The sequence below is a fragment of the Glaciimonas sp. OK215 genome (assembly GCF_057787885.1).
In genome coordinates this window covers 5,577,950-5,593,070 of sequence record NZ_CM173544.1, presented here as the reverse complement: position 1 = coordinate 5,593,070, position 15,121 = coordinate 5,577,950, and the positions used below count along the sequence as shown (strand labels likewise).

16 protein-coding genes and 4 tRNA genes are annotated in these 15,121 nt (G+C 54.2%); 14 read left to right on the top strand and 6 right to left on the bottom strand.

From position 1 onward, the window contains the following. Positions 1-7: 7 nt before the first annotated feature. From glmU to AC3CHX_RS25830, 5 genes are all read right to left on the bottom strand, one after another. The gene (glmU, locus tag AC3CHX_RS25850; protein ID WP_488630808.1) at positions 8-1,366 is read right to left on the bottom strand and encodes a bifunctional UDP-N-acetylglucosamine diphosphorylase/glucosamine-1-phosphate N-acetyltransferase GlmU; all 1,359 of its coding nucleotides are present in this window, start codon (positions 1,364-1,366) and stop codon (positions 8-10) included. A gap of 137 nt (positions 1,367-1,503) precedes the next feature. Then, complete coding sequence (locus AC3CHX_RS25845; protein ID WP_488630807.1) at positions 1,504-1,836, bottom strand: YegP family protein; 333 nt, start codon at positions 1,834-1,836, stop codon at positions 1,504-1,506. Between the two features lie 276 nt (positions 1,837-2,112). Next, entirely contained in the window at positions 2,113-3,111 is a 999-nt protein-coding gene (gene ttcA, locus AC3CHX_RS25840) for a tRNA 2-thiocytidine(32) synthetase TtcA (protein WP_488630806.1), read from the bottom strand. 17 nt (positions 3,112-3,128) lie between these two features. Beyond that, on the bottom strand, positions 3,129-3,527 hold the full coding sequence (locus AC3CHX_RS25835; RefSeq protein WP_488630805.1) for a dihydroneopterin aldolase: 399 nt from the start codon (positions 3,525-3,527) through the stop codon (positions 3,129-3,131). 25 nt (positions 3,528-3,552) lie between these two features. Next, positions 3,553-4,332: an SDR family NAD(P)-dependent oxidoreductase gene (locus tag AC3CHX_RS25830; protein WP_488644934.1), complete on the bottom strand. Its 780-nt coding sequence runs from the start codon at positions 4,330-4,332 to the stop codon at positions 3,553-3,555. Between the two features lie 162 nt (positions 4,333-4,494). Here AC3CHX_RS25830 and AC3CHX_RS25825 point away from each other — a divergent pair, with 162 nt between their 5' ends. Both AC3CHX_RS25825 and AC3CHX_RS25820 read left to right on the top strand, forming a co-directional pair. Further along, positions 4,495-5,673 carry a class I SAM-dependent methyltransferase gene (locus AC3CHX_RS25825; protein ID WP_488644933.1) on the top strand — a complete coding sequence of 393 codons (1,179 nt, stop codon included), beginning with the start codon at positions 4,495-4,497 and terminating at the stop codon, positions 5,671-5,673. A 67-nt stretch (positions 5,674-5,740) separates the two neighbouring features. After that, positions 5,741-5,935 carry a DUF2905 domain-containing protein gene (locus tag AC3CHX_RS25820; protein ID WP_488630804.1) on the top strand — a complete coding sequence of 65 codons (195 nt, stop codon included), beginning with the start codon at positions 5,741-5,743 and terminating at the stop codon, positions 5,933-5,935. A gap of 70 nt (positions 5,936-6,005) precedes the next feature. On the opposite strand, the gene kefC is transcribed toward AC3CHX_RS25820, so the two are convergent. Then, positions 6,006-7,814 (bottom strand): glutathione-regulated potassium-efflux system protein KefC, encoded by a 1,809-nt coding sequence (gene kefC, locus AC3CHX_RS25815; RefSeq protein ID WP_488630803.1) that lies wholly within the window; start codon positions 7,812-7,814, stop codon positions 6,006-6,008. A 215-nt stretch (positions 7,815-8,029) separates the two neighbouring features. Between kefC and AC3CHX_RS25810 the strand changes: the two genes are divergently transcribed. The 12 genes from AC3CHX_RS25810 (at position 8,030) to rplL (ending at position 14,855) form a co-directional block, all read left to right on the top strand. Then, positions 8,030-9,079, top strand: a complete 1,050-nt coding sequence (locus AC3CHX_RS25810; RefSeq protein WP_488630802.1) for a gamma-glutamyl-gamma-aminobutyrate hydrolase family protein — start codon at positions 8,030-8,032, stop codon at positions 9,077-9,079. A gap of 191 nt (positions 9,080-9,270) precedes the next feature. After that, positions 9,271-9,356: transfer RNA gene (locus AC3CHX_RS25805), tRNA-Tyr, on the top strand. Between the two features lie 51 nt (positions 9,357-9,407). Then, positions 9,408-9,481, top strand: a tRNA-Gly gene (locus AC3CHX_RS25800). Positions 9,482-9,573: 92 nt separating this feature from the next. Beyond that, a tRNA-Thr gene (locus AC3CHX_RS25795) sits at positions 9,574-9,648 on the top strand. Positions 9,649-9,786: 138 nt separating this feature from the next. Continuing rightward, positions 9,787-10,983, top strand: a complete 1,197-nt coding sequence (gene tuf / locus AC3CHX_RS25790; protein WP_488630791.1) for an elongation factor Tu — start codon at positions 9,787-9,789, stop codon at positions 10,981-10,983. Between the two features lie 137 nt (positions 10,984-11,120). Beyond that, positions 11,121-11,196 (top strand) — tRNA-Trp (locus AC3CHX_RS25785). 37 nt (positions 11,197-11,233) lie between these two features. After that, on the top strand, positions 11,234-11,614 hold the full coding sequence (secE, locus tag AC3CHX_RS25780) for a preprotein translocase subunit SecE (RefSeq protein ID WP_488630801.1): 381 nt from the start codon (positions 11,234-11,236) through the stop codon (positions 11,612-11,614). 71 nt (positions 11,615-11,685) lie between these two features. Continuing rightward, a complete protein-coding gene (gene nusG / locus AC3CHX_RS25775; protein WP_370446503.1) occupies positions 11,686-12,222 on the top strand; it encodes a transcription termination/antitermination protein NusG in 537 nt (178 codons plus the stop codon). A gap of 175 nt (positions 12,223-12,397) precedes the next feature. Then, positions 12,398-12,829: a 50S ribosomal protein L11 gene (gene rplK / locus AC3CHX_RS25770; protein ID WP_488630800.1), complete on the top strand. Its 432-nt coding sequence runs from the start codon at positions 12,398-12,400 to the stop codon at positions 12,827-12,829. Next, positions 12,829-13,524 (top strand): 50S ribosomal protein L1, encoded by a 696-nt coding sequence (gene rplA, locus AC3CHX_RS25765; RefSeq protein ID WP_488630799.1) that lies wholly within the window; start codon positions 12,829-12,831, stop codon positions 13,522-13,524. The genes rplK and rplA overlap by 1 nt, the downstream gene beginning before the upstream one ends. A 361-nt stretch (positions 13,525-13,885) precedes the next feature. Beyond that, on the top strand, positions 13,886-14,392 hold the full coding sequence (gene rplJ, locus AC3CHX_RS25760; protein ID WP_488630798.1) for a 50S ribosomal protein L10: 507 nt from the start codon (positions 13,886-13,888) through the stop codon (positions 14,390-14,392). An 88-nt stretch (positions 14,393-14,480) separates the two neighbouring features. Beyond that, complete coding sequence (rplL, locus tag AC3CHX_RS25755; RefSeq protein WP_488630797.1) at positions 14,481-14,855, top strand: 50S ribosomal protein L7/L12; 375 nt, start codon at positions 14,481-14,483, stop codon at positions 14,853-14,855. Positions 14,856-15,121: the final 266 nt, after the last annotated feature.

Sequence of the window (15,121 nt, the reverse complement as noted above, 5' to 3'; positions counted from 1 at the left end):
CCAGCCTTTATTTCTTTATCTTTACCGGCCGCAGCCAGCCGTCGATCGTTACCTGCCGACTCCGCGACACGGTCAGCTTGCCTGCCGGGGCATCCTTGGTCAAGGTCGTCCCTGCGCCCAGCGTCGCGCCTTTGCCAACAGTCACCGGCGCAACCAGCTGACTGTCGCTACCGATAAATGCATCGTCTTCAATCACGGTACGGAATTTATTTGCGCCGTCGTAGTTGCAGGTAATCGTGCCCGCACCGATGTTGACGCGCGCGCCGACGGTGGCGTCGCCGACGTAGGCCAAATGATTCGCTTTGCTGTGCGCGGCGACCTGACTGTTTTTGACTTCGACGAAGTTGCCGATGTGGACGTCTTCGCCCAGCGTTGTGCCGGGGCGCAGGCGCGCATAGGGACCGATTTGCGAGGCTGCGCCGACGGTTGCGTCTTCGATATGGCAAAACGGTTTGATGCTGGCTGTGCGGCCGATGCGGGCGTCTTTGATGACGCAGTTGGCGCCGATGGTGACGCCGTCTTCCAGCGTAACGTGGCCTTCAAAGACGCAACCGACATCGATCGTCACATCGCGGCCGCAGGTCAGCGTGCCGCGCACATCCAGCCGGGCAGGGTCGAGTAGCGTCACGCCTTGTTCCAGCAGACGATGGGCGATGCTGCGCTGGTGGATGCGTTCCAGTTCAGCCAGTTGCACTTTGCTATTGACGCCCAGCGTTTCCCAGACGGCGTCGGGCTGCGCCGAGACCACCGGCGTGCCAGCTGCAACGGCGCTGGCGACGATGTCGGTCAGATAGTATTCGCCTTGCGCATTGTTGTTGGACAAGCCGGTCAGCCATTGCTTCAGTTGGGCGGTGGGCACGACCATGATGCCGGTGTTGCATTCGGTGATCGCGCGTTCGGTTGCGCTGGCGTCTTTTTGTTCGACGATGCGGACGATCTCGCCGCCTTCGCGGACAATGCGGCCGTAGCCGGTCGGATCGTCAAGTTGCACGCTCAGGATCGCCAGCTTGTCATTGCCGGCAGCATTCACCAGACGTTGCAGCGAGGCGCAGGAAGTCAGCGGGACATCGCCATACAGCACCAGCGTCGGCACGGAATCGTCCAGTTGCGGCAGCGCCTGCATGACGGCGTGGCCAGTGCCGAGTTGCGGTTCCTGTTTGGCGAACACTAAGTCGCTGTCAGTGAAGCGGTTCAGAACGGCATCGCCGCCGTGCCCGTAAATTACGCATAATCTGGTGGGCGACAAGCTGCGTGCGGTGTCGATGACATGCGCGAGCAGAGATTTTCCGGCGAGTGGATGGAGGACTTTCGGCAGCGCCGATTGCATGCGTTTGCCCAGACCGGCGGCGAGGATGACAACGTTCATAGACAGCACTTTGCGTAGAAAAGAGGTGCAAAATTTTAGCACGCGGTTTGGCGTTGTCCGAGCGCTAACGTTGCGTTTTGCTTGTTTTTTCGCCAATCTTCCGCATTTTTAAGGGGCTGGTTATGCCGCCGGATCAATCAAGTTTCATTGATGACAGTGCTGGTTGGGCCATTTTTCTTGACTGAGGCGATGCCGACATCGCGGGCGACGGTGGTGGTGTACATCTGGCTGTGGCCGATAACCTGATGATTGGCGGCTTTCAGGTTGAAGTAAAACTTGCCATTGGCCGCTTGCTTGCGGCTATAGCGATCATCTTGCGAGCTGTTGGTTTGCACCGAGGCGATACCGATTTCTGCGGACGCTTTTGCTGCGTAAGTTTCACTGGTCAAGACGACTTCGCCGTCGGCAGCGTACAACACGAAATAAAATTCTCCATCATCGTCCCTTTTGAGGGTGTAGGAAGCGGGCATATGTTTCTTTTCCTGATTATCTATAGAGCGAGAATAGAGCAAAAATAGAGCAAAATACGCACCCGTTAAACCAACCCAACATCAGCGCTGACACGGGACAACCGTCAGGTGGAGATTTTGATTATATAGTTCGATCTGACATCTTCAATTGAAAATTTACATGTGGCGTGGATGCGTTATGTAATCGCTTACAATTAAAAAACCTTGCCCTGCAGACGTAAAAAGGGACGCTTCAAGCGTCCCTTTTTACGTCTGCGGCATGACAACTTCAGGCGCCTAATCCGCAACCTGCAGCGGGATGATGCTGGAGACGGTGGCGGTCGGCACCGCACAGGGTTCATCATCAAAGGCGATATCGCCGTCAGGATCGGCAATGCCGGTCGCTTTCAGTCCGACGAAGTCGAACAGCTTGCGATCCATCAAGTGCGACGGCGCCGCCGTTGACAGCGATGCGAAGATGTTATCGACGCGCCCCGGATGTTTCTTTTCCCATTCGCGCAACATGCCCTTGATCTGCTTGCGTTGCAGATTTTCCTGGCTGCCGCACAGATCGCAAGGAATGATAGGGAATTGTTTCACCTCGGCGTAGCGGCTCAGGTCGGCTTCTTTGACATAGGCCAATGGACGAATGACGATTTGCTTGCCATCGTCCGATTGCAATTTGGCCGGCATGCTCTTTAGCTTGCCGCCAAAGAACATATTCAGGAAGAAGGTTTCCATGATGTCATCGCGGTGATGGCCGAGTGCGACTTTGGTTGCCCCCAGTTCCGTGGCGACGCGGTACAGGATGCCGCGCCGCAGGCGTGAGCACAGCGAGCAAGTGGTTTTGCCTTCCGGGATCACGCGCTTGACGATGCTGTAGGTGTCCTGATTTTCGATATGGAACGCGACGCCCAGCTTGGTCAGGTATTCCGGCAAGATATGCGCGGGAAAATTCGGCTGCTTCTGATCCAGATTGACCGCGATGATGTCGAAATTGATCGGTGCGCGTTCGCGCAGCGTGATCAAAATATCCAGTAGCGCGTAACTGTCCTTGCCGCCCGATACACACACCATGATCTTGTCGCCGTCTTCAATCATGTTGAAATCGCCGATGGCCTGGCCGACTTGACGACACAAGCGCTTGTGCAGCTTGTTGTTTTCGTAGGCGATCTTTTCGGCTTGTTTCAGGCTCGGTGCGGCTGGCTCCTGGCTGGCCGGGCTGGCGGAATGCGCGGCTGGCGGCGTCAGATCAAGCAAGTTCGGGTCGAGAAAGGTTCTTAATACGGTATTCATGCTAACTCCAACAATTATTATGCTTTCGGTTTGATCCGAAATACTTCGACGCCGACCGAATCACAGTCATTATAAGCATCCGGTTTTTCGGTAGTGACGCGCACTGCGCGTACTTTCGGATGGGCCAGCAATGCGCTGACGAGATCATCGCACAGGGTTTCCTGCAGATGAATATGGCCTTGTTCCATGCGTCTGGCGACGGTATTGCGCATGAAGTCGTAATCCACGACTTCATCCATCTGATCGTGACTGGGAGTGGAGAGTGCCAGCGGGATGAACAGGTCGACGTTGATCAGCGCCCGCTGTTCGCCTTTTTTCTCAAATTCATAGACGCCGATATTGATCTGCACTTCATAGTTGCGCAGAAACAGGCGGCGGCAATCGCTAAGGTCGGGGTGGATGAGTGCGGAGAGCATGGTTTCGGTCAGTAAGAGAATAGGGTTATGGTTGGTGGTGGTGGCCGCCGTTGCCGGCGGCCTCGACAGCAACCTGATTGCCAGGGCGAGTGCGTAGATGCTGGCCGCCATCGACCAGCAATGTGGTGCCGGTAATGGCGGACGAGGCGGCGATAAAGCAGATGCTGGCCGCCAGGTCGTCGGCGCTGGCCGCAACGCTTAATACGGGGCTGATGCCGGGCTGGCTCAGGTCGAGAGTTGGCGCAATGCCGACCACCCGTAAACGTGGCGCCAAGGCTAGGGCCAACAACTGGGTGGCGCTGTGCAGCGCCGCTTTGGACAGCGTGTAGGACAAAAAATCCGGCTGTGGACTGAACAGTTTCTGATCCAGCAGATTGATGACCGCCGCTTGCGCACCTTCGGGCGTGGCGGCGTGCAGCGCCTGCGCCAGCAGAATCGGTGCCGCCAGGTTGCTGCGCATATGCTGCGCAAGTTGCGCTGCTGAAAAATCGGCGGCGCTATCTTGCTCGACCCGGGTCGCATTGTTGACCACGCACGACAAGCTGCCGAGGGCCGCGATCACCCTTGGCACCAGCGACCTGACCTGGGCTTCGTCGCTGAGACTGGCCGGGATTGCCAGCGCCCGGCGACCGATGGCTTCACACTCTTTGACCAGTGCCAGCGTCGGGGCTTCGGCTTGCTGATAATGCAGCGCAAGATCCCAGCCTTGCTGTGCCAGCGCGCGTGCGATGATGCGGCCGAGCGAACTGGCGGCATCGGTGACCAGCGCTACTTGCGCAACAGGTGACGGGCGGTTGGAGGGCATGCTCATAAACTTAGTATTCGTTGTGCGGTTGTATTTCCTGGTCGCAACTTTCGTGGCGATTTTTGCTGCGATTGTCGCTGATTGGCGCGATAACGCGTGATTTACTTCATGAATTGCACCGAGATCGCTAATTGGAACGGCGATATCTCCTACAATATCGCCATGCAACTGCAACTACCTGAAGCTTCCATCGAAGCGCAGCACGCCTCGCGCTTGCTGCACAATCTCATCACTGCCGAGATCCGTCAACACCATGGCTGGATCTCGTTCGCGCGTTATATGGAGTTGGTGCTGTATGCGCCGGACCTCGGTTATTACAGCGGCGGCGCGGCAAAACTGGGCAAAGACGGTGATTTTACAACCGCGCCCGAGATTACGCCGCTTTTTGGCGCAACACTCGCTCAATTGGCAACCGAGTTAATCGCCGCGCCGGATGCGCCGTTGGTATCGCGCATGCTGGAATTCGGTGCAGGCACCGGCCAGCTGGCGTTTGACATCCTGACAGAATTGCACGCCAGCGGCACCGTATTGGAGGCGTATTACATCGTGGAGCTGTCGGCCGAATTGCGCGCCCGGCAAGAACAAAAGCTGCGCGGCTTTCCTCAAGTGCAGTGGCTGGATCGTTTGCCGGCGGCTTTTTCCGGCGTGGTGATCGGTAATGAAGTGCTGGATGCGATGCCGGTTGAGCTGGTGGTGCGTGACGAACAGGACTGGCTACAGCGCGGGGTCGGGCTGGCGGAACCTTCTCAGCCAGACGCTGAGCCACGGTTTGTGTATGTCGACCGACCCGCAGACCAAGCGCTGGTGGTGCAAATCCCGGAGGCTGACCAGTTGGCCGTTGGTTACCTGACTGAGGTACATCCGGTAGCGATTGGTTTCATGCACTCGCTGGCAGCGATGCTGAAGGCGGGAACCGGTGGTGCGGCGTTGTTATTTGATTATGGTTTCCCAGCCTCTGAATATTATTTGGAGCAACGCGATCAGGGTACGCTGATGTGTCACTATCGCCACCACGCGCATAGCGATCCATTTTATTGGCCGGGTTTGCAGGATGTGACCGCGCATGTGGACTTCACTGCGATGGCGCTTGCCGCCGTCAATGGCGGTCTGGAAGTGTTGGGATACACCTGTCAGGCGGCGTTTTTGCTGGATGCCGGCATAGCAGAACTGTTGCTGCGAACGCCGCCGGAAAACGTCTTGGCATACCTGCCGCAAGCCAATGCCGTGCAGAAATTGGTATCGCCGGCCGAGATGGGTGAGCTGTTCAAGGTGTTGGTGGTGGGGAATCAGGCGACTTTGCCAGAACGCTTCGCGCGTAACGACCGTTGTCATCGCCTGTAATTCGGCTGTAAGCCGATTCGAAGTGCTAGCGTCTTTGCAAACGTCTTTGTTCAATTGAAAGCACTTAATGATACGTTGGGTTTTAGTGATTTTTCTTGCCGTAATCGTATTTTCCAGCGCCTTGCCATGGCTGGAAAAGCTGGGCATCGGGCGTCTGCCCGGCGACATCCGTTTCACGTTGTTCGGTAAGTTGTTCTCGCTACCGTTCGCCTCGACGATATTGATCTCGACCGTGGTGTTTCTGATCGCCCGTTTCCTCTAATGCGGTAGTCACATGGTGTGCGCCAAAGCTGGCTGATGCCGACAGCTGAAGGCAATTTCAGCCTATAAGATTACGCGCCGTCCCAGCCGTCGGCCGGTTCATCATCGCGCAGCATCTGGTCATGTGCAAACATCTCTTCCAGCTCTTCGCGTGCCTGTTTTGCCAGCGACACCATTTTTTGCTGATCCTTATGGTGCGGATAGACATCGTGCACGGTTTGCACATTGTGGACGCGAAATTTCAGCGCTGCCTGATGCGCACGATGCGTGCCGAAGCCGAGTTGCTGCAATGCCTGTCGGCCCAGTTGCAAGGCCGAGTCGAAGGTTTCGCGTTCGAGCACGGTGACGCCTAAATCCATCAGGTCGTAGTAGTGCGAGATGTTACGTGCGCGCGCCGCAATTGGCAGCAGCGGATAGGCATGCCGCACGGCCGCGATCAGCCTAAGGCTGCCTTCGACATCGTCAATGGCGACCACCAGCAGACGCGCTTTGGCCACGCCCGCGGTCCGTAATAAATCGATACGGGTGGCATCGCCATAAAATACTTTGAAGCCGAACTTGCGCAGCATGTCGATCTGATCCGGATCGTGATCGAGCACCGTCAAGCCTATTTTGTTGGCATGCAGCAAACGGCCGATAATCTGGCCGAAGCGTCCAAAGCCGGCGATGATGACCGGATTCTCGTTGTCGTCGATTTTGTCATCGGGACGCTTGCGCGCCGCGGCGAAATACGGGGCCACCAGCTTGTCATAAAAAATCAGCAGCAACGGTGTGGCGACCATCGACAGCGCCACCACGACCACCAATATCGAAGAAGTTTCCTGAGTGAAGATCTTGGCGGTGGCCGCCGCACCAAACACCACAAAAGCGAATTCGCCGCCCTGCGATAACAGCAGCGCGAACAAGAATTGTTGCGCACGGGCAATCTTGAACGGTTTGCCGAGAACGTACAACACGCCGATTTTGATGAGCAGGAAGGCAGCAACCAATGCCAGAATTCGCCACGGATATGCCAGAAATACGCCGAAGTCAACCGACATCCCGACCGCAATAAAGAACAAGCCCAGCAGCAAACCTTTGAACGGTTCCAGATCGGTCTCCAGAGCGTGGCGATATTCGGAATCGGCCAGCAGCACACCGGCTAAAAATGCGCCTAATGCCATCGACATGCCAACCCACGCCATCAGCAAGCCGGTAGCAATCACCAGCAACAATGCAAACGCGGTAAAGATTTCGCGCAGTTCGGTTTTGGCGATGATGCGCATCAATGGCCGGATCAGAAAACGACCGCCAAAAATCAGCATTGCGATGACCGCCACGGCCTTGCCGGCGTGGAGCCAGCCGGCGCCGCTGCCTTGCGCTGCAGCCACGCCCAGCAACGGCACAATCGCAATCATGGGAATCGCAGCGATATCCTGGAACAGTAAAATGGCAAAGCCGGCCGAGCCTGCCGGCGTGGCGGTCAGCTTGCGTTCACCCAGCGTCGCCATGACGATCGCGGTGGATGACAACGACATCCCCAACGCGGCAATGAGTGCGGTTTTCCAGTCGACGCCAAAGCCGATGGCTGCACCGAATAGCGCCAGCGTGACGGCCCCGACCTGAGCGCTTCCCCAGCCGAAAATGGGCCGCCTTAATGACCATAGACGCTTCGGATCGAGTTCCAGTCCGATCAAAAATAGTAGCAGTACCACGCCGAATTCAGAGAAATGCAAAATGTCCTCAACGCCGTCGATCAGCCGCAAGCCCCAGGGTCCGATGGCCATGCCGGCCAGCAGGTAGCCAAGCACTGCGCCCAGTCCCAGCCGTTTCGCAATCGGTACCGCAGCGACCGCTGCCGCCAGATAGATTAATGCGTTGAATAGCAGGTTCTTTTCCATATGTGCTTAAAGAGAGCGGCGCTAAATTAAACTAACTAGGCCTATACTTTGGCAAGAAAATTTTTATCCATATGAAGTAAATTCAACCAACAACTTTAGTGAAAACGGATGGCTGGCGGCATTATTCAATGACGATGATTGGCGAATTTCCGTTGTTGCGGATAGTTTTACGATGACAACAGTCTACCTACATTCCTTCTTAAATTTTCGACATCATGGCCGATATTAAAAATTCCGATCCTGTCCCTACTCCCTCCACTGGTCCCGATACCACTTCCGCACAGTCACCTGAATCCGTTATTCCGCCCGCCGCTCCTGCACCGCAGCCAATCAAACCGCCAGAACAGCCCACGGTCTACACCAGCATTGGCCAGTCCGGCAGCTTGGGGGCAGATGAAGCGCCTTGGGCGCAGACCTGGAAGCTGATTGCCGCCCGCTTCAGGGCGATGTCGGACAAGGCGGGACGCCGGATGATGCAGCGGACCCTGAAAATCGGTATCTCGGCGCGTATTTTTCATCCGGAAGAGGGGGCCAAAGGCTTGCGCGGACGTACTTTGCAATACCTCGAAGAATCGATTGCGCAGTGGGTGATGTCGCGCGACGTACTGGTATTCATGATCCCGACGGTCAACACCAACGGCTTGGTCCATCCGAGCAGCATCCGCTTGCGTGACTATGCCAAGCATTTAGATGGCCTGGTATTACAAGGTGGGGCGGACGTCTCGCCGCAAAGCTATGCGGAAGCCGCGACCCGGCCGGAGTGGGGGGGTGACCGGGTCCGCGACATGTATGAGCTGGAACTGTTGCACGAGTTCATTGAGGCGGGCAAGCCGGTGCTCGGCATCTGCCGCGGCTGCCAGTTGATTAACGTTGCCCTGGGCGGGACCTTGTATCAGGACATCGCGACGGATGTGCCGACCTCGATCACGCATGTCAACGAAGAATATGACAGCCTGCATCACGCGATCCAATTTCCGCCGGGGTCGTCCTTGGCTGGACTATTTACTTCCCATAGCGATGCCCGGAAGGAGTGGTTGGTGAATTCGATACACCACCAGGCAGTCAAGGATCTCGGTCGCGATCTGTCGGTGGAGGCGGTTTCCGGCACCGACAATATCATTGAGGCAATTCGTTATCGAAAAGCGCCATTTGTCATGGGTTTGCAATGGCATCCGGAATTTCATCGCGCCGGGGGCCCGCAACTGCTGGATTGCACCCCGATACTCGATGGATTTTTACGGGCTGCGCGCGAAACACGTTTCTAAATCAAGCGGCCGGAAAGTTTTTAGATTAAATTTCGCGTAAGCGCTTGTCTATTTGAAAATCTTCGTTGTATACTGTCGGGCTTGGCTTCACCAACAATGCTGTTTGATCGATTCTCGAAATTATTTTCAGAAAAATCATCGGTTATGATTGACAAGCTCAAGGTCTTTCACTATAGTTTTGGGTTCCGTGCGGAGAGGTGGCCGAGTGGTTAATGGCAGCAGACTGTAAATCTGCCCTCTTACGAGTACGCTGGTTCGAATCCAGCCCTCTCCACCATTATCGGAAGTAGTGTAGGCAGTAAATCGTTGTGGATGAAGAAATGATCTCGCGGGTGTAGCTCAATGGTAGAGCTGAAGCCTTCCAAGCTTATGACGAGGGTTCGATTCCCTTCACCCGCTCCAGTTTAGTTGCACATGAGTTGCAAGTGAAAATGTTTTTGCAAGTTTATAAAGTTGAGCGTGTCGCTGGATTTTGTCGGCGCACGAGCAGCACAGCCCTTGTAGCTCAGTGGTAGAGCACTCCCTTGGTAAGGGAGAGGCCACGTGTTCGATCCACGTCAAGGGCACCAAGTATTCAGTTTGTTTGCAGTGCCCGATTTGGTGCGGTGCCGGCGCTGTATTTTCTTGATTAGTCAATCTGTAGTTTTCAATGTAATGCAGTCGGGCGCGTGCCTGAACATTCTCATCAAATCTTTAGGAGTTCCAAGATGGCAAAGAGCAAATTTGAGCGGACCAAGCCGCACGTGAATGTGGGCACGATTGGCCACGTTGATCATGGCAAAACGACGCTGACGGCAGCGATTGCGACAGTGCTGTCGAAGAAATTTGGCGGCGAAGCAAAAGGCTACGCGCAAATCGATGCTGCTCCGGAAGAAAAAGCCCGCGGTATTACGATTAACACAGCGCACGTAGAATACGAAACGGCGAACCGCCACTACGCGCACGTTGACTGCCCAGGCCATGCTGACTATGTTAAAAACATGATCACCGGCGCGGCGCAAATGGACGGTGCGATCCTGGTATGTTCGGCAGCTGACGGCCCAATGCCGCAAACCCGTGAACACATCCTGCTGGCACGTCAAGTTGGTGTTCCGTACATCATTGTGTTCCTGAACAAGGTTGACATGGTCGACGACGAAGAGTTGCTCGAGCTGGTTGAGATGGAAGTGCGTGAGTTACTGAGCAAGTACGAATTCCCAGGCGACGACCTGCCAATCATCAAGGGTTCGGCGAAGCTGGCTCTCGAAGGCGACACTGGTCCTCTGGGCGAGCAGGCCATCATGGCGCTGGCGGAAGCACTGGACAGCTACATTCCAACCCCGGAGCGCGCAGTTGACGGTGCGTTCCTGTTGCCGGTGGAAGACGTGTTCTCGATCTCGGGTCGCGGCACTGTGGTGACTGGTCGTATCGAGCGCGGTATTGTGAAAGTCGGCGAAGAACTGGAAATCATCGGTATCCGCGACACCCAGAAGACCACATGTACTGGCGTTGAAATGTTCCGTAAGCTGCTGGACCAAGGTCAAGCCGGCGATAACGTTGGTGTTCTGTTGCGCGGAACCAAGCGTGAAGACGTCGAGCGCGGTCAAGTTCTGGCGAAGCCAGGCACGATCAAGCCGCACAAGCATTTCACAGGCGAGATCTACGTTCTGTCGAAAGACGAAGGCGGTCGTCATACACCATTCTTCAACAACTATCGTCCCCAGTTCTACTTCCGTACTACGGACGTGACGGGTTCGATCGCATTGCCAGAAGGCAAGGAAATGGTCATGCCAGGCGATAACGTGTCGATCACTGTCATGCTGATCAACCCGATCGCGATGGAAGAAGGCTTGCGCTTTGCTATCCGTGAAGGTGGTCGTACTGTTGGTGCAGGTGTTGTTGCTAAAATCCTGCCTGACGCGTAATTTATCGGTTGTAGACGCCGCGATTCTGGATATATCCGTCTCGCGGCGTTGATGTCTCAGCAAGCAGTAGTCAAGCAAAAGTGTAGTGTGAGTTAAATAAGCCAAGTAACTCAATCAAGTGTTAAGTGTTAAGCGTTAGGGGTGTAGCTCAATTGGCAGAGCGCCGGTCTCCAAAACCGGAGGTTGGGGGTTCGATGCCCTCCGCCCCTGCCACCGATTCAGGTGTAGGGTACTGAAAGTAAATCCACGTATGTCTAACCACCCTGTGCAAACTGTCAGCCCATCAGGCGACAAGCTCAAAGTAGTATTGGCAGTTTTAGCTGTCGTTGCCGGCATAGTCGGCTTTTATTTTTTGTCGGACAAGTCAGGCTTGGTACGTGCGGGTGTGCTAGTCGCCGGTTTGATCGTTGCGATTGCATTTGCATGGACCTCGACTCAAGGTCGTGAATTTCTGGGCTTCGCCAAGGAAGCCATACGCGAAACTAAAAAGGTTGTCTGGCCCACCCGCAAAGAAGCGATGCAGATTACTGCGATCGTTTTTGTCTTTGTGCTGGTAATGGCGATTTTCCTGTGGGGCACCGATAAGCTCCTCGAGGTTCTGTTGTACGACGTGATTTTGGGTTGGAAATAATAATGAGCGAAAGCACACAAGACGACGCACAAGCAACGCCGGTCGAAGTAACGACACCGGCGTCTGCGCCTATGGGCAAGAAGCGCTGGTATGTGGTGCATGCTTATTCTGGTATGGAAAAAAGCGTGATGCGTGCACTCACTGAGCGTGCGGAACGTGCCGGTATGCAAGACCAGTTCGGCCAGATTCTGGTGCCGACTGAAGAAGTGATTGAAGTCAAAAATGGTCAGAAGTCTGTAACTGAACGTCGTTTCTTCCCGGGCTATGTTCTGGTTGAAATGGAAATGACTGATGAAACATGGCATCTGGTCAAGAATACCAACAAGGTAACCGGTTTTATCGGCGGCAAGTCGAATAAGCCTACGCCGATTCCGCAGCACGAAGTCGACAAGATCATGCAGCAAATGCAAGATGGCGTCGAGAAGCCGCGTCCGAAAGTGTTGTATGAAGTGGGCGAGCTGGTACGTATCAAAGATGGTCCTTTCACTGATTTCAACGGCAACGTCGAAGAAGTGAACTACGAAAAATCGCGCGTGCGCGTGACGGTCACCATCTTCGGTCGTGCGACACCGGTTGAGCTGGAATTCGGCCAGGTTGAAAAAGTCTGATTCCCGGTTATTTAGACCGTATTCACACATCGCAAGAGTTGGTAATAAGTGCGCCCGGCGGAGCGCAGTAAGTCCTCAAGACTCACAAATCCGCTGTTATTAGTAAGAGAGGAGCCCAATTAGCTCAGCAAGCTGAGCGAACAGGCGCTAACACTCAATCAACGTAGGAGCCATCATGGCAAAGAAAATCATTGGTTTTATCAAGCTGCAAGTTCCAGCTGGTAAAGCAAACCCATCCCCTCCGATCGGTCCAGCACTGGGTCAGCGCGGCCTGAACATCATGGAATTCTGCAAGGCGTTTAACGCCCAGACTCAAGGTGTTGAGCCAGGTCTGCCAATTCCAGTTGTGATCACTGCATTTGCGGATAAGTCTTTCACTTTCGTGATGAAGACTCCTCCTGCAACTATTCTGATCAAGAAAGCTGCCGGCATCACCAAGGGTTCCGCTAAGCCGCATACCGACAAGGTTGGCTCGATCACGCGTAAACAAGCAGAAGACATCGCTACCCAGAAGAAGCCCGACCTGACTGGTGCTGATCTGGAAGCTGCCGTGCGTACCATCGCCGGTTCCGCTCGTTCAATGGGCATCACGGTGGAGGGTCTGTAATGGCTAAGTTAACAAAACGCGTAAAAGCATTTAAAGCAAAAGTTGATCGTACCAAGGCCTATCCATTTGATAACGCTATTGCGTTGATCAAGGAATGCGCAACAGCCAAGTTCAACGAATCGATCGACGTGTCCGTCCAATTGGGCGTAGACGCGAAGAAGTCGGATCAGGTTGTGCGTGGTTCAGTGGTATTGCCGGCTGGTACAGGCAAGACCGTTCGTGTTGCAGTTTTCGCATCTGGCGAAAAAGCGGAACAAGCTAAAGCTGCAGGCGCTGATATTGTTGGTATGGAAGACCTGGCTGAGCAAATCAAAGCCGGTAACATGCCTTTCGATATCGTTATCGCATCGCCAGACACTATGCGTATCGTTGGTACCCTGGGTCAAATCCTCGGCCCACGTGGCCTGATGCCTAACCCGAAGGTTGGTACTGTTACTCCTGACGTCGCTACTGCAGTTAAAAATGCAAAAGCTGGTCAAGTGCAATACCGTACTGACAAGGCAGGTATCATTCACGCAACTATCGGTCGTAAATCGTTCAGCGATGCTGAATTGAAATCGAACCTGTTGGCACTGATTGATGCGCTGAGCAAAGCTAAGCCGGCAACCAGCAAGGGTGTTTACCTGCGCAAGGTTTCGCTGTCTTCAACGATGGGTGCTGGTATCCGCGTTGAGCAAGCTAGCCTGGTTGCTTAATATTTGAATCAAGTCCTGATGGCGCCGCAACCCGTACAAGTATGTACAGGTGTTGGCGATATCAGGCGAATCTTTGGGCTGGATCGGCATAATCAACATCATGCTGGTTCAGACAATCAAAGACCGTTGGGCGGCGTGCATGCCAGTTGGTGCACAAAGTTAAATGCCAGGTGAGAAATCATGTTGGTGCCCAACGCAGATGGTGTACCCGAGCAAGTTTTGTAGTCTCAACACTGCTGCGTTTTGAATAACAACGCGCTGGTACTGAACTCCTAACTTCGGACGCCGTGTTCGAACCGATGTGAGGTGAGTAGCCACTTGCGGCTATGTCGTTACCGAGCATCATTTATGGAGGTTGATCTTGAGTCTCAATCTGAATGACAAAAAGGCCGTTGTAGCCGAAGTTTCTGCAAAAGTGAAAGCTGCGCAGACTATCGTTCTGGCCGAATACCGTGGCATCCAGGTTGGTCACTTGACGCAACTGCGCGCCAATGCGCGTACCCAAGGTGTGTACCTGCGTGTATTGAAAAATACATTAGCTCGTCGCGCTGTTGAAGGTACCGCTTTTGCTGACCTCGCTAGTGAAATGACCGGTCCGTTGATCTATTCGATCTCGGATGACGCCGTTGCTGCTGCTAAAGTCCTCGCTGACTTTGCAAAAACCAACGACAAACTGGTCCTCAAAGCAGGTAACTACGCTGGCAAGACGCTTGATAAAGCGGCTGTTGTAGCGTTGGCAAACATTCCTAGCCGTGAAGTTCTGCTGGCCCAAGTTGTGGGCATGATGCAAGCTCCGATCTCAGGATTTGTGCGTGGTTTGGCTGCTCTGGCAGCGAAAAAAGAAGCCGAAGTCGAAGTCGCTGCTTAACTTTAAATAAGTTCAGGCACTGTTTTGGCGCTTTTTTCAGCGTTAGTACCAATTAGATGTAAATATCAAATAAATTTAGGAGTTTCACATGGCACTTGACAAAGACGCAATCCTGGACGCAGTTGGCGCCCTGACCGTTTTGGAATTGAATGACCTGGTTAAGGCATTCGAAGAGAAATTTGGCGTATCCGCTGCAGCAGTTGCTGTTGCTGGTGGTGGTGCTGCTGGCGGCGCTGCTGCTGCTGAAGAGCAAACCGAGTTCACAGTTGTTCTGACCGAATTCGGCGCGAACAAAGTTGGCGTGATTAAGGCTGTTCGCGAAATCACTGGTCTGGGCTTGAAAGAAGCTAAAGACCTGGTTGACGGTGCACCGAAAGCAGTTAAAGAAGGTGTTTCGAAAGCAGACGCTGAAGCAGCCCAGAAGAAGTTGGTAGAAGCTGGCGCGAAAGCGGACATCAAGTAATTCTGGTTTACCAGTGCGCCTTTCCGCAAGGTCAGGCGCAGGAGTCAAAGTGCAGAATCCCCCGAAAGTGGGAATTCGGCTTTGGCTCCTTTGTCGTTTTCGATTTTATTGTTGTTGCAGGTGTATTTCGTTTCAATCTGGTTGATTCTTGACCGGGTTACAGAGTTCCTTTCGCAGCCAAGCTTGAAGGGCTGAGACTTGAGGTTTCGTAGCTGTTGGGTTTTATAGTTTATCTGATTAGCTGACTGTTTTGGTTAGTTGTTTTG

Bases quoted from the DNA above. Each gene is read 5' to 3' on its own strand.
- AC3CHX_RS25810 (WP_488630802.1), top strand. From the start codon at position 8,030: ATGGCCGATATTAAAAATTCCGATCCTGTCCCTACTCCCTCCACTGGT.
- AC3CHX_RS25830 (WP_488644934.1), bottom strand. From the start codon at position 4,332: ATGCCCTCCAACCGCCCGTCACCTGTTGCGCAAGTAGCGCTGGTCACC.
- rplA (WP_488630799.1), top strand. From the start codon at position 12,829: ATGGCTAAGTTAACAAAACGCGTAAAAGCATTTAAAGCAAAAGTTGAT.
- ttcA (WP_488630806.1), bottom strand. From the start codon at position 3,111: ATGAATACCGTATTAAGAACCTTTCTCGACCCGAACTTGCTTGATCTG.
- nusG (WP_370446503.1), top strand. From the start codon at position 11,686: ATGGGCAAGAAGCGCTGGTATGTGGTGCATGCTTATTCTGGTATGGAA.
- AC3CHX_RS25845 (WP_488630807.1), bottom strand. From the start codon at position 1,836: ATGCCCGCTTCCTACACCCTCAAAAGGGACGATGATGGAGAATTTTAT.
- rplK (WP_488630800.1), top strand. From the start codon at position 12,398: ATGGCAAAGAAAATCATTGGTTTTATCAAGCTGCAAGTTCCAGCTGGT.
- glmU (WP_488630808.1), bottom strand. From the start codon at position 1,366: ATGAACGTTGTCATCCTCGCCGCCGGTCTGGGCAAACGCATGCAATCG.
- tuf (WP_488630791.1), top strand. From the start codon at position 9,787: ATGGCAAAGAGCAAATTTGAGCGGACCAAGCCGCACGTGAATGTGGGC.
- AC3CHX_RS25835 (WP_488630805.1), bottom strand. From the start codon at position 3,527: ATGCTCTCCGCACTCATCCACCCCGACCTTAGCGATTGCCGCCGCCTG.
- kefC (WP_488630803.1), bottom strand. From the start codon at position 7,814: ATGGAAAAGAACCTGCTATTCAACGCATTAATCTATCTGGCGGCAGCG.
- AC3CHX_RS25820 (WP_488630804.1), top strand. From the start codon at position 5,741: ATGATACGTTGGGTTTTAGTGATTTTTCTTGCCGTAATCGTATTTTCC.
- secE (WP_488630801.1), top strand. From the start codon at position 11,234: ATGTCTAACCACCCTGTGCAAACTGTCAGCCCATCAGGCGACAAGCTC.
- AC3CHX_RS25825 (WP_488644933.1), top strand. From the start codon at position 4,495: ATGCAACTGCAACTACCTGAAGCTTCCATCGAAGCGCAGCACGCCTCG.
- rplL (WP_488630797.1), top strand. From the start codon at position 14,481: ATGGCACTTGACAAAGACGCAATCCTGGACGCAGTTGGCGCCCTGACC.